Source organism: Duganella alba (genome assembly GCF_009674495.1).
Lineage (GTDB): Bacteria > Pseudomonadota > Gammaproteobacteria > Burkholderiales > Burkholderiaceae_D > Rugamonas > Rugamonas alba.
The window spans coordinates 255,315-268,022 of record NZ_WKJN01000004.1; the positions used below are offsets into that span (position 1 = coordinate 255,315).

The following is a 12,708-nucleotide window of genomic DNA, read 5'->3' on the forward strand; positions in this document are numbered from 1 at the left end:
AGCGGAACGGCTTGACCTGGCCGTCCAGCGTGAACACGTGGCGGTCCACCTCGCCGATGTCCGCGCCATACACGTGGATGCCGATCGACACGCGGTCGCTGTAGGCGTTGTAGACCTGGTGAATATCGCCGAGCGTCGGCGACACCGCCACCACGGTGCCGGTCTCCAGCCGCTGCGGTTCGCCGTGACGCGCCAGCGTGCCATCCGCATTGCGGCGGAAGTCATGCGACACCTCGGCGCCGCGCAGCAGTCCGATCAGGCCCCAGACGGTGTGGTCGTGAATCGGCGTCGACTGGCCCGGTCCCCAGACAAAGCTGACCACCGAAAAGCGCGCCGCCGGATCGCGGTACAGCAGATACTGGCGGTAGAACTGCGGATGCGGCGCGGCCGCTTCCGGCGGCAACCAGTCGTCATGCGCCACCAGCTCGCGCAGCGCGGCCGAGCCCTGCTCGACGATCTGTGACTCGTCCTTGCCGATCACGGCGTCCAGCTGGTTGACAAAATGCCGCAGGCGCGGCGGCAGATCGTGTTGTTGTGCTTCACTCATCGTACTTTCCTCCTTACGCAGCCTGGCGGCGTGCTGCGGTGTTGCGGTTTTCCGGCACATCCAGTCCCAGATTACCACGTAAGGTATGGTGTTCATACTCCTTGCGGAACAGGCCGCGCTGCTGCAGGACCGGCACCACTTCGGACACGAAAGCGTCCAGCTGGCGTGGCAGCGATTCGAACAGGATGAAGCCGTCGGCAGCGCCGCCGTTGAACCAGTGCTCGATGGCGTCGGCCACCTGCACGCCGGTGCCGACGAATTCGCGGCGCGGGCTGGCGTAGCGCAGCGCGGTTTCGCGCAGGGTCAGGTTCTCTTCGCGCGCGGTGCGGATGATGCGTTCGGAAGAGCTGCGGTTGCTCTCGGCGCCGAAGTGACCGATGTCCGGGAACGGGCCGTCCAGCGGATACTGGCTCAGGTCATGTTCGTTGAAGGAACGGGCCAGCGCCACCAGCGCATCTTCCACGCGGATCAGGCTCACGGCTTCCCTGTACAAGCGCTCGGCGTCTTCCTCGGTGCGGCCGACGATGGCGCGCAATGCCGGCAGCACGTTCAGGCGCTCCGGCGCGCGGCCAAAGGCGGCGGCGCGACGCTTGATATCGGCGTAGTAGGCCTGCGATGCTTCAAACGACGAGTTCTCGGTGAAGAAAGCATCCGCATAACGGGCCGAGAAATTGCGGCCGTCTTCGGAGGCGCCGGCCTGGAAGATCACCGGCTGGCCTTGCGGCGAGCGGCTGATGTTCAGCGGGCCGCGCACCGAGAAGAATTCGCCCTTGTGGTTCAGCGTATGCAGCTTGGACGGTTCGAAGAACTCGCCGCTGGCCTTGTCGCGCGTGAGCGCATCGTCTTCCCACGAGTCCCACAGGCCCTGCACCGTTTCAAGATGCTCGGCGGCGATGCGGTAGCGGACTTCATGTGGCGGGTGCGTCGGCTTGCCATAGTTTTCGGCGCTGCCCGACAGCCAGGAAGTGACCACGTTCCAGCCGGCTCGGCCCTTGCTGATATGGTCCAGCGACGCGAACTGGCGCGCCACCGTGTATGGCTCGCTGTAGCTGACGGTCAGCGTGCCCACCAGGCCGATGTTCCGCGTTGCTGTCGCCAGCGCCGACAGGATGGTCAGCGGCTCGAAGCGGTTCAGGTAATGCGGGCTGGATTTTTCGGTGATGTGCACGCTGTCGGCCACGAACAGGAAGTCGAACTTGGCCTGCTCCGCCAGTTTGGCCTGGCGCAGATAGAAGTCGATATTGGTGCTGGCCGTCGGATCGGCGTCCGGATGCCGCCAGTCGCCCCAGCCGGGACCAACGCCGTGCAGGATGAAGCCGAGTTTCAGTTGTCGAGTGCTCATAGTGATGCTCCTTTATTGGGTATAGTCAGGCGGGCTGGAACAGGCTGGGGTCGACCAGCTTGCTCGCGTCGACCCGGCGCGGGAATAATTTGGCTTCGTAAAAGGTGTCTGCGACTTCCTGCAACTGGCGGACGATTTCGCCATCGACAGCGCGCAGTTGTGGCCTGTCACGACTGACCGCCAGCTTGGCCACGTCGGGCGGCAGTCCGGTCAGGCGTTGGAACACGGCGTAATACTCCTCAGGGTGGGCATTGGCCCAGACGTTGGATTGCGCCAGGCGGCGCAGCACGTCGGCCAGGGCGGCGCGCTTGCCCGCATCGGCCAGCGCGGCGTCCGATGCGGCGATCACGCCGATGCCGGAATTGATGCCGACGCCGTCGCGCAGCACGCGCGCGCCGCGTATCTCGGCCGCTGCCTGATAGGTGCCGAAAGTGGCCCAGGCTTCGATCTTCCCGCTGGAGAAGGCGACAGCGGCGTCGCTGGGCAGCAGGAAGCCGGTGTTGACATCCTGCGGTTTCAGGCCCGCTTCACGCAAGGCGCCAAACAGCAGGAAGTGCGCCACGCTGCCGCGCGCGGACGAGACGATGACGTTGCGGCCCTTCAGGTCCGCCACCGTCTTGATCGGTGAATCCGGCGGCACCAGAATGGCCACGCCGGTCGGCGACGACACGCTGGCCACCACCACCTTGACGCGTGCGCCGCCTGCCGCTGCCGCCAGCGCCGGGGTGTCGGCCGCCATGGCGGTGTCCACGTCGCCGGAGACGACCGCTTCAAACAGCGGCGCCGCGCCCTGGAAGCTGGCCCACTGGATTTTGTATGGCACGTCTTTCAGCACGCCGGCCGCTTCGGCCTTGGTCTGCAACAGCTTGACCTGGTCGCCCAGCACCAGCGTGACCTTGGACAGGTCGGGCGTCGCCCCAGCTGCGCCGGCGCCCACGCCGGGTACGCCGGACTTGCCGCAGGCGCCAAGCAACACGGCCGCCGGCAGCATCGCCAGCAACCGCCGACGGACGTGATCCGGATCAGAAGACATACGTCACCTTGCCGTAGTAGTAAGCACCGCTTGGCGCAAACGGCGCAGGACCGTACACAAAGCTGTTACCGCCAGAATTGGCATCGCCCGGACCGTTCTTGTCAGGCGTGGTGTTGAACAGATTCGCCGCTCCGACCACCAGCTTGACCTTCTTGGTCACCGCATAGCTCAGGTCCAGATCCGTCAGCCATTTCGCGCCAAAGTGATAATCCTGCGCGCGGTTGGCGGTGGTCTGCCACAGATAGGAATCGTAACGCGTCGTTTGCACATTGGCTTCCAGATCGCCGAAGAACCAGCGCGCCGACAATATCAGCTTGGTCTTGGGCGTCGCGCTCAAGTCACCGATGCCGCCGCCGGCCGAGTAGCCGAACCACACCGAACTACCGCCAGGATTGGCGCCCAGCGCGGTAATCTGCGACGGCGTGGCGTTGATGCGCGTGACGTCGGTCTTGTTCCAGTTCAGCGCCGCGCCCCAGCGCACCAGCCCATAGCTGCCGTAGTCGCTGGTGATATCGGCCACCAGATCGGCGCCGCGCGTGCGCGTGTCGATCGCGTTGGCGAAATACTGGACCCATTCAGTACCGGTCAATCCCGCCGCGATCAAGGTCGGCGCAAACGCCGGACCAAACATATAACCAGTGCGGACGATGCGGTCCTTCACCTTCACCTGATAGCCATCCAGCGTCACATTGATATTGTCCGCCGGCTTGAGCACCAGGCCGATGCCGAAGTTGACCGACTTCTCGGGATCGAGATCGCGCGCGCCGAACTTGTGCGCCAGCTCCGAATCGTTGCGCAGCAGTTTGGACAAGCTCGGCCCCACCTCGCCCGTCACCGGATTGATGTTGGTACGGTTGTCGGTCTGTGAATAGCCAGTCTGCGTCAGCGACGGCGCACGGAAGCCGCTGCCCACCGTGCCGCGTATCGCCACCTTCGGCGTAAAGTCGTAACGGCTGTTGATCTTGCCGCTGGCCGTGTTGCCGGCGCTGTCGTCGTAGTGCTCAAAGCGCACCGCGCCATCGACAAACCAGTCGTCCACCGGATAAAAGCCAAGATCGTTGTACACCGCCAGCACCGTGCGGCGGATACTGGTCGCATCGGCAGGCGACAACGCCACACCGGCCTGCGCACCCACCGCCGCCGGCTTGCCGACGTTAGGATTGCCTTCCTGGTCGCCAGTCTTGAAGATGTAGCCGCCGTTGATGTAGCCCAGCGGATCGCCGGCAAAGGTCGAGAAGCGCTCGACGCGCTGTTCCAGGCCCCACGACCATTGCAGCGGCTTTTTCCAGCCGATATCCACCGCGCGGGTGAAGTCCTCGTTGGTGGTCCATTGCTCGAACTGATAAGTCGCCAGGTTATCGAAGCTGGTCGGCGACGTTGGACCCAGCGAAGGATTCAGCGTCAGGTTGCTGTACTGGCGCGCGCGGTTCTTGCCGTAGCCGGTACTCAGATCCCAGTTCCAGCCCGCCGTTTTGCCGCGCGCGCCCACATTCAGCTGATAGTCATAGGCGCTCATGTTATTGATAGCGAAATAGCCATCCGGGTAAATCTGCGCGATGGTCGCCAGGCCGTTCGGGCGGCGGAAGTTATTCCCCGCCACCGTGTTGCGCGTGCCGGCAGTGCCGAAAGCGTACAGCGTGATGTCGGCGTTATACGGCTTCTCCGCATTGAAGGCCAGGTCATAGGCCTCGATGCCAGGGTCGCCATTGTGCGCACCGTCGCGGTTCCAGGTCGCGTTCTTCGGATTGGAAGCCGGCGAATACGCCACCAGATTCGTCGATGGGAAGTTGTACCACGCCTGCCCGCGCTTGCGCGCAGCGGCGCCGATGTGCAGGAAGCCATCGTCGCCCAGCGTGAAGCCGGCGTCGCCTTCCAGTTTTTTGCTCGACAGGTCACCGTCGCCGTCTTTCAGCTTGCCGTAGCTGGCCGAAATCTCGCCGCCATGGTTGCCGGTCTTGAGAATCACGTTGACCACGCCGGCCACCGCGTCCGAACCGTATTGGGCCGCCGCACTGTCCTTCAGCACCTCGATATGGCCGATGGCGCTCAGTGGAATGGTATCCAGGTCGATGGCGTTGACGCCGCTGGTGTCGCCGCCGCCGTTGGTCAGCAGCGCACCGTTGTGGCGACGCTTGCCGTTCACCAGTACCAGCGTGTAGGCCGGTCCCAGGCCGCGATTGCTCACCGGCCGCACCACGGAATTCACGCCGGCCTGATTGGTGCCGAAGTTAAACGACGGCAGCAGGCGCGCCAGCGCTTCGGCCAGTTCCGCGCGGCCGGTATGAATCAACTGCTCGCCGCTGATGACATCCACCGGCGCCGGGCTGTCCGTCACGGTACGCGCCTCGCCGCGCACGCCGGTCGTCACGACGACGTCCTGCACTTGTCCTACGCTGGTCTGCGCCAGTACCGGCGCACTGATGCCGCACAAGGCAAGCAACGCCAGGCTAATCGGGGTCAACGCCAACTTCTTCGAATAATGCTGCATGCCTTTTCTTCCTCTCTTGTTATCAGGTCAAATATTTTGCAAAGCTGTGATCCCAGATCGGCCGCACATCCACACGCCGGCCCAGCAGGCCGGCATCCGCGAACACGTCCGCCACTTTCTGTTGTGATTTGATGGCCGCGTCGTCGACCGGTATCAATTTGTATGGCTCGCTGCGGTTCTTCACCTGGTTCAGGAAGAACTGCGCCGGCACGCCGGCGATCTGGCCGCTTTTGGCAGCCCACTTCTCCGGATTGTTGTTCATCCAGTCGTAGACTTTCGATACACGTTGCAGGTAGTCGCCTACCGCCTGGTGCTTGAGCGGATCGGCAATCGCCTGCGTCGATGCGCTGATGACGTAGTTGCCGGACAGGTAGCCTTTGGCGGTGCGCAGCACGCGCGCGCCCTGGCTCTTGGCAAATTCCACCACAAGGCCGTAGATCACCCACGCGTCCACCTGTCCGCTCTTGAAGGCGGCCAGTCCGTCCTGCGGCGGCAAGGCCACCGGCTGGATGTCCTTGAAGGTCAGCCCGTTTTCCTTCAGCAGCTGGATCAGGAAGTAGTGCGACGTGGTGGAGCGCACATAGCCGATGCGCTTGCCCTTGAACTGCGCCGGATCGGTGATGGTGGAATTCTTCGGCACCAGCACCACCTGGTTGTTCACATCGCCGCGCAGCACAGCGATGACCTTCAGCGGCGCGGCGCTGGCCGCCGCGAAGATCGGCGGAATCTCGCTCATGCCGCCGAAATCCAGTGAGCCGGAAGACATGGCTTCCACGATCAGGTTCCCGCCCGAGAATTCCGCCACCGCCGTCTTGTACGGGATGTCTGCAACACCGGCCTCGTTGAAGTAGTAGCTGTCGCCGCCCTTGTAGGTGCCGACACGCAGCGTGGTATCGCGCAGTTGCGCCGCCGTGGCGCGGGTGGCGTTGCTCCAGCCTGCGAGCAGGACCGCCATCGCCGCGCCGTTTCTCAGAAATTGACGGCGAGCGCCGCCCTTCGAAGTCATCGAATCCATCATCCAACCTTGTTTGAGTGAGTTATTGTGCGGGTTGTTCCGACACCAGCGCGATGCGGGCGTAGCCGGCATCATTGAGCGTGCCCATGGTCTTGACGATACGGCCGTAAGCCAGCGCCTGGTCGCCGCGCAGATGGATGCGACGTTCCTTGTCGCCGTCCGCTTCCTTATCCATCAAGGGCAGCAGCGTTTCCGGCGTGGCGGCGGTCTGGTTGACGTAGACCGTGCCTTCGGCATTGATGCTGACCACGATCGGCGGCTTCGGTTCCTGCAAGGGCTTGGCGTTGGAGGTCGGCAGGTCGACCTTGACGCCGGCCGTCATCATCGGCGCCGCCACCATGAAGACGATCAGCAGCACCAGCATCACATCAACCAGCGGCGTGACGTTGATGTCGCTGACCGGCGTTGGACGGCTTGCGGGACCGGAGGAGAGACGCCCCCCCATGTCAGGCTCCCTGCGCCGCCAGCGGCGTCACGTTATGGCCGGAGCGGTCGGCCTTGGCCGGCGCCACTTCCACATTCTCCACTTGCGACTCACCTGCTTCCAGCTGGCGCGAAAGCTGCACTTCCACCAGGCCGACCAGCGTGGACAAGCGGCTGGCGTAGTTATTCAGGTCGCCGGAAGCGCGGTTGTAGGCCACCACCGCAGGAATCGCGGCCACCAGCCCAAGCGCCGTGGCGAACAACGCCTCCGCAATCCCCGGCGCTACCACGGCCAGGCTGGTGTTGTTACTGGCCGCGATACCCTGGAAGGCGTTCATGATGCCCCACACGGTGCCGAACAGGCCGACGAAGGGCGCGACCGAACCGACCGTCGCCAGCACCGACAGGCCGCGCTGCAACTGCTCCACTTCCACGTTGCTGGCGATCTGGCCGACGCGATTGATGCGCTCCTTCAGGCTGTCGCGTCCCGAGGCTTCTTTTTGCAGATGCTGGCGGTGCGTGGTGTGCCATTCATCGAGGATGGCGTGGTAGATGCGGGCGAACGGATCTTGCGTATGCTGCTTCAGTTCCTGCGCCAGCCGGCCCAGCGAACGCTGTCCGGCCAGTGCCGCCGTCCAGGTGATGGCGTTGCGGCGCAGCCGCGCAAAACGCAGCAGCTTGTCGATGATGACGCCCCAGCTGACCAGCGAGGCCAGTGCCAGCAGGACGAGGATGGATTTGACGATCACGTCGGCCTGCTCGAACAGCTCCAGCGGCGTCAGGTGGGCGGCGACTTGGGTAGCACTCATGGCGGTTCCTTGTTAGTTAATTTTAAAGACGATGTTCCCGGCCAGCAGATAGCTGCTGCCGCCCAGATCGGGCAGGCGAGGGAAAGGCGCGGCACGGCGGATGGCGTCGCGCGCCGCTTCGTCCAGCGCTTCCACGCCGGACGACTGGATATCGAAGGAAACCAGCGAACCATCGGGATTGAGCGTCAGGCGGTAGCTGACCTTGCCCTGCTGGCGGCGCATCTTCGCTTCGCGCGGATAGTCCGCGTTGCGGTTGATGCGGGCGTACACCTGGTTGACGTAGTCGGTCGGGATGCCTTCGGTGCTGATCTGTTTCGGCGCGGGCGCCGCCTGCGGTGCCGGCTGCGCTGGCGCCGGTGGCGCAGGCGTTACCGGACCGGGAGGCGCAACGTGCACCGGCGGCGCTGGCGGCGTGTACGTCTCCGCCTGTGCAGCCGAGGCTTCCACGGTTTTCGGCGCCGGCTGCGGCGGCGCTGCCGGTTTGGGCGGCGCCAGTGCAACCGGCTTTTCCTTCACCGGCTCCGGCTTCGGCGGCGTGATCTGCTTCGGCTCCGGCATGATGCGGATCAGCTCTATCACCGGCGGCGGCGCCGGTGGCCTCACAACGCCGCTGGACCAGCCCCAGATCGCCAACAGCGCCGCGCCGTGGATCGCCACCGTGGCGACGGCGCCCGGACGGCGCAGCCAGTGCTGCTTGCTGCCCAGGTCCAGGTAGGACGTGGCGAAACCGGCGCTGACGCTCGCGGCCAGGGCTGCCGGACCCACAGGTGCGGCGTTGACGGCCGCGCCATGCTGCTCATCGGCGGCGTAGGTGTCATTCAGTGATAGCGTTGCGCTGGTCATGGCGATTCTCCTCAGTCGAACAAATCCGGTTCTTCGCGCGTGATGACGTCCCACAGCGGCTGGAAGCTGAACCAGCCGCCGGCTTCGGAACCCATCTGCCTGGACGTATGCAACGCCACCTCATGCGGAATCGGCTTGGTCGGGCCGGCCGCTTCGGACAGCAACTGCGCCTGCGCCGCGTTTTCAAATGCGATGTAGCGCCACACCGCCGATTCCACCGACGCACCAACCGTCAACAGGCCATGGTTTTGCAGGATGACGCCCTTGCGCTGGCCCAGCGTCTCGGCGATACGCTCACCTTCGCTGGAATCCAGCACCACGCCGCTGAAGTCCTGGAAGATCGAGTGATCCTCGTAGAACGCGCAGGAATCCTGCGTCAGCGGATCGAGCAAACGGCCCTGCGCCGCAAACGCCTTGCCGTACAAGCCATGCGAATGCGCCGCCGCGATGACGTCCGGCCGCGCCTTGTGCAGCTCCGAGTGGATCGCAAACGCCGCGCGGTTCAGCAGGCCGTCACCCTCCACCACCTTGCCTTCGTGGCTGACCAGCAGCAGGTCCGACACGCGCACGTGGCCAAAGTAGACGCCGGCCGGATTGACCCAGAAGTGATCCGGGAACTCCGGATCGCGCGCCGTGATGTGTCCCGCGCCGCCCATGTCGAAGCCATAGCGGGCGAACAGGCGGAACGACACGGCCAGCCGCTCCTTGCGGTGGCGGCGGCGCTCCTCGATGCCTTCCGGCTCCGGCGGCTGCGCGAAAATGATGTTTCCCTTCTCGTCGCGCGGCGCGCTGTAAATCGAAGGACGCGGATGCTGCTTGCCGACCGCGCGCAGGTGTGGACGCGCCAGCGGCGCGGAATACAGTGGTGCAGAGCTGCTCATTGGGGAATCCTCATGTCAGTAACCGCGCGCGGTATCCACCACGTCGGTCAATGGTTGTCCGCTGCGGAAGCGGTCCAGGTTCAGCACGAACTTGTCGAGCAACGCAGGCACGATCTGGTCGGTGCTGGGCGAGATATGCGGCGACAGGCGCACGCGCGGATGGCCGTAGAACGCATGGCCGGCCGGCAGCGGCTCGGGATCGGTTACGTCCAGCGTCGCCAGCGCGATGCGGCCTTCGTTCACCGCATCCAGCAAAGCCTGGTGGTCAACCAGGTTGCCGCGTGCGATATTGATCAGGTGAAGACCGGGCTTGGCATGGGCCAGCGATGCCCGGTTGATCGCGTGGCGCGTGCCCGGCGTCGACGGCGCCGCCAGCACCAAATGGTCCGAGCGAGCGACCAACTGTTCCAGCGACTCCACGCGCTCCACGCCATCCACCTCGAACGGCGTATCGGAGCGGCGCAGCGCGATCACCTTGATGCCAAGCGCCAGCGCGCGTTGCGCCAGCGCCTGGCCGATGGAGCCGAAGCCGTACAAGCCCAGTGTCGTGCCCTGCACCAGTCCAAGCTGGATGCGGCGCCAGTCGCTGGCCTGCTCCAGCCAGATTTCCGGGACGCGCTTGGCGGCGGTGAAGATCGCCGCCAGCACGTATTCGGCGATGGCGATTGACGCCGTACCGCGCGCCGACGTCACCACCGGGCCGTCGAACAGCCACTCCGGGTAGTAGTCGATGCCGACGGACGCCAGCTGCACCCACTGCACATCGCTCCAGCCCTGCGGCGCCGGCGTATGCAGCAGCGACTGGCCCTTCGGCGCAGGCAATGCAAACAGCACGTCCGCTCCGGGCGGCAGTTCGGTCAACGGACCGGGCGCCACGTCGCGCACCGCCAGACCGGTGCGCTGGGCCAGCAGCGCGTTGACCTTGGGGTCGAACTGGCTGGCTACGATCAAATCATTCTTCACTGCGCTCATCGCCGTACTCCGTTATCAGGCTGCCAGACGTTGGTCCTGCGCTTCGCGTTCCGCGATGGCGGCACGCACCAGCGGGATCAGTTCGCGGCCGTATTGCAGCGCGTCCTGGATCGGATCGAAACCACGGATCAGGAAGGTGGTCACGCCGATTTCCCAGTACTTGACCAGTGCATCGCGCACCTGCTCCGGCGTGCCTACCAGGCCGGTCGAATTGCCGGAAGCCTTGGTCAGCGCGGCGATGCCGGTCCACAGGCGTTCGTCCACTACCTTGCCCTGTGCGGCCGTCTCCAGCAGGCGTTTCGAGCCGGCGTTCTGAGGGTCTTGCGGACGCTTGTTGAAGTGGACGTTCTGCTTTACGCGCTCGGTGGCGGTGGCCAGGATGGCGTCGGCCTTGGCCCATGCCTTCTCTTCGGTCTCCGCCAGCACCGGGCGCAGGGACAGGCTGAAACGGATCTTGTCGGCGCGGCCATGCTTGGCCGCTGCCGCGCGCACGCGGGCGATGGTATCCGCCACCTGCGCCAGGGATTCGCCCCACAGCGCGTAGACGTCGGCATGCTTGCCGGCGACTTCAATCGCCGCGTCGGACGAACCGCCGAAGTACACGGGAATGTGTTGATCCTTCACCGGGCGCACGCCGGCGTTCTGGCCTTTGAAGCGGTAAATCGGGCCTTCGTGGTCGAACGGGCCTTCGGAAGTCCAGGTCTTCTTCACCACGTCCAGATATTCGTCGGTACGCTGGTAGCGCTGGTCGTGGTCGAGGAAGTCGCCATCGCGCTGCTGTTCGGTGTCATCGCCGCCGCTGATGACGTGGACCGCCAGGCGGCCATCGGCAAAATGATCCAGCGTGGCGAACTGGCGCGCCGCCAGCGTCGGCGAGACGAAGCCCGGGCGATGCGCCAGCAGGATGCCCAGCCTGTCCGTCTGCGAGGCGATGTAGGACGCCACCTGGAAGCCGTCCACCGAAGCGCTGCTGTGCGCCACCAGCACGCGGTCGAAGCCCGCATATTCGTGGGCGCGTGCTACGGCGCCGAGGAAGCTCTTGTTCACGACCGGGCCTTGCGGCAGAACGGTTTCCGACGTTTCCTGGGTGGCGCTAAAGCCGATAAATTCGATACTCATGATGCGTCCTTTGCAGTGATGGTTGAAATGCCGGCGACGCCGGTGGGGGAAGCTTTTCTGGCGGCGGCGCGCGCGGCGAAGGCGGCGCGTCCGCTGTTGATCAGGATCGTGTCGTTCTGCGGCGTGTGGATGCGGCTGCACAGCACGTCGCGGTAATGGCGTTCGAGAGGATTGGCGCGCGACAGGCCAGGATTCCCGCTCAGTTCAATCGCCTTTTCCACCACCTGAATCGCGGTGTTGGTGACGAGGTATTTGATGCGGAAGGCGTCCGCCGGCTGCACCGCGCCATTGGCTGCGGCGTCCAGGATCACGCGGTTGGAGAACAGCCAGGCGTCCAGTTGGCCCAAGGCTTCCTGGAAGCGCGGCAGGCTGGATAGCGGTGCGCCGAGATTGGCCGGCACGCGCTCTTCCAGCCAGCCGGCCAGCCAGTCGCGCGCCGAGCGGGCCACAGCGTCATAGATCGCCGACAGCAGCACGGACATCCACAGCAGCAGCGACGCGTCCAGTTCCGGCGCGGCGCCGGCGGGATTGACATCCACCGCGTGATCCAGCGGCACCAGCACATCGTCAAACACCACTTCGTGGCTGCCGGTGGCGCGCATGCCCAGATGGTCCCAGGTTTCGATGACGGTGATGCCGGGCGTATCGCGGTGCACCAGCCAGCTGCCGACCAGCGGCTCGGCATCGTCGCTGCGCGCCCAGACGCCCAGCCAGGTCAGGCGCGGAATGCCGGTCGAGTAGATCTTGCGGCCGCTGATGCGCCAGCCTTCGGGCGTGCGGCGGGCGATGGTGCCCGGCAGGCCGCCGCGCGCAGGCGTACCGAGTTCGGGCTCCACGCGCAGCGCATTGATCAAGGCGCCGTCGCGCAGCGTGTCATCAACCACGCGTTGCAGCAGATGCTGCGGCCACTTGGCGCCACGCCCGGAAGCGTGGTGCAGATACTGCATGGTCAGCACCAGCGCGGTGGATGGCTCGCCGCGTGCGATGGCGGCGATCACGCGCGTCGTCTGCGCCAGGTTGGCGCCAAGGCCGCCCTGCGCGCGCGGCACGGTCAGGCCGAGCAGACCCAGTTCATGCAGGCGCTCGAAGTTCCGGTGCGGGAAGCTGCCGTCGCGGTCATGCTGCGCGGCGGTGGCGGCGAATTCCGCGGTCAGCGCTTCCAGCAGCGCGGCGAATTCCGGGCTGTCCAGCTGGTGACTGTGTTCTGCGGTCGGCAGGCGAAGGATGGCGGTCATG

Annotated in this window: 11 protein-coding genes; all 11 read right to left on the reverse strand. The window is 65.2% G+C overall.

Translation table 11 applies throughout. The features are described from left to right. Window positions 1-560: 560 nt before the first annotated feature. The 11 genes from GJ695_RS05925 to GJ695_RS05975 all read right to left on the reverse strand — a co-directional run bounded on the left by GJ695_RS05925 (window position 561) and on the right by GJ695_RS05975 (window position 12,707). Entirely contained in the window at window positions 561-1,889 is a 1,329-nt protein-coding gene (locus tag GJ695_RS05925) for an LLM class flavin-dependent oxidoreductase (protein ID WP_154362832.1), read from the reverse strand. A 25-nt stretch (window positions 1,890-1,914) separates the two neighbouring features. Next, window positions 1,915-2,922, reverse strand: a complete 1,008-nt coding sequence (locus GJ695_RS05930; RefSeq protein ID WP_154362834.1) for an ABC transporter substrate-binding protein — start codon at window positions 2,920-2,922, stop codon at window positions 1,915-1,917. Continuing rightward, the gene (locus GJ695_RS05935) at window positions 2,912-5,383 is read right to left on the reverse strand and encodes a TonB-dependent receptor plug domain-containing protein (RefSeq protein ID WP_229261281.1); all 2,472 of its coding nucleotides are present in this window, start codon (window positions 5,381-5,383) and stop codon (window positions 2,912-2,914) included. The genes GJ695_RS05930 and GJ695_RS05935 overlap by 11 nt, the downstream gene beginning before the upstream one ends. 49 nt (window positions 5,384-5,432) lie before the next feature. Next, on the reverse strand, window positions 5,433-6,365 hold the full coding sequence (locus GJ695_RS05940; protein WP_229260589.1) for an ABC transporter substrate-binding protein: 933 nt from the start codon (window positions 6,363-6,365) through the stop codon (window positions 5,433-5,435). Between the two features lie 82 nt (window positions 6,366-6,447). After that, window positions 6,448-6,870, reverse strand: coding sequence for an ExbD/TolR family protein (locus tag GJ695_RS05945; RefSeq protein ID WP_154362838.1), 423 nt, complete (start codon window positions 6,868-6,870; stop codon window positions 6,448-6,450). A 1-nt stretch (window position 6,871) separates the two neighbouring features. Continuing rightward, window positions 6,872-7,657 carry a protein TolQ gene (gene tolQ, locus GJ695_RS05950; RefSeq protein WP_154362841.1) on the reverse strand — a complete coding sequence of 262 codons (786 nt, stop codon included), beginning with the start codon at window positions 7,655-7,657 and terminating at the stop codon, window positions 6,872-6,874. Window positions 7,658-7,669: 12 nt separating this feature from the next. Continuing rightward, complete coding sequence (locus tag GJ695_RS05955) at window positions 7,670-8,500, reverse strand: TonB family protein (protein ID WP_154362843.1); 831 nt, start codon at window positions 8,498-8,500, stop codon at window positions 7,670-7,672. An 11-nt stretch (window positions 8,501-8,511) separates the two neighbouring features. After that, on the reverse strand, window positions 8,512-9,381 hold the full coding sequence (locus GJ695_RS05960; protein WP_154362845.1) for a class II aldolase/adducin family protein: 870 nt from the start codon (window positions 9,379-9,381) through the stop codon (window positions 8,512-8,514). 15 nt (window positions 9,382-9,396) lie between these two features. After that, complete coding sequence (locus GJ695_RS05965) at window positions 9,397-10,353, reverse strand: D-isomer specific 2-hydroxyacid dehydrogenase family protein (protein ID WP_154362847.1); 957 nt, start codon at window positions 10,351-10,353, stop codon at window positions 9,397-9,399. Between the two features lie 15 nt (window positions 10,354-10,368). Further along, window positions 10,369-11,472: an LLM class flavin-dependent oxidoreductase gene (locus tag GJ695_RS05970; RefSeq protein WP_154362850.1), complete on the reverse strand. Its 1,104-nt coding sequence runs from the start codon at window positions 11,470-11,472 to the stop codon at window positions 10,369-10,371. Further along, window positions 11,469-12,707, reverse strand: a complete 1,239-nt coding sequence (locus tag GJ695_RS05975) for an acyl-CoA dehydrogenase family protein (protein WP_154362852.1) — start codon at window positions 12,705-12,707, stop codon at window positions 11,469-11,471. The genes GJ695_RS05970 and GJ695_RS05975 overlap by 4 nt, the downstream gene beginning before the upstream one ends. Window position 12,708 lies beyond the last annotated feature (1 nt).

Coding starts and splice junctions, on each gene's coding strand:
- GJ695_RS05965 (WP_154362847.1), bottom strand. CDS start 10,353: ATGAGCGCAGTGAAGAATGATTTGATCGTAGCCAGCCAGTTCGACCCC.
- GJ695_RS05945 (WP_154362838.1), bottom strand. CDS start 6,870: ATGGGGGGGCGTCTCTCCTCCGGTCCCGCAAGCCGTCCAACGCCGGTC.
- GJ695_RS05955 (WP_154362843.1), bottom strand. CDS start 8,500: ATGACCAGCGCAACGCTATCACTGAATGACACCTACGCCGCCGATGAG.
- tolQ (WP_154362841.1), bottom strand. CDS start 7,657: ATGAGTGCTACCCAAGTCGCCGCCCACCTGACGCCGCTGGAGCTGTTC.
- GJ695_RS05925 (WP_154362832.1), bottom strand. CDS start 1,889: ATGAGCACTCGACAACTGAAACTCGGCTTCATCCTGCACGGCGTTGGT.
- GJ695_RS05970 (WP_154362850.1), bottom strand. CDS start 11,472: ATGAGTATCGAATTTATCGGCTTTAGCGCCACCCAGGAAACGTCGGAA.
- GJ695_RS05930 (WP_154362834.1), bottom strand. CDS start 2,922: ATGTCTTCTGATCCGGATCACGTCCGTCGGCGGTTGCTGGCGATGCTG.
- GJ695_RS05975 (WP_154362852.1), bottom strand. CDS start 12,707: ATGACCGCCATCCTTCGCCTGCCGACCGCAGAACACAGTCACCAGCTG.
- GJ695_RS05960 (WP_154362845.1), bottom strand. CDS start 9,381: ATGAGCAGCTCTGCACCACTGTATTCCGCGCCGCTGGCGCGTCCACAC.
- GJ695_RS05940 (WP_229260589.1), bottom strand. CDS start 6,365: ATGGCGGTCCTGCTCGCAGGCTGGAGCAACGCCACCCGCGCCACGGCG.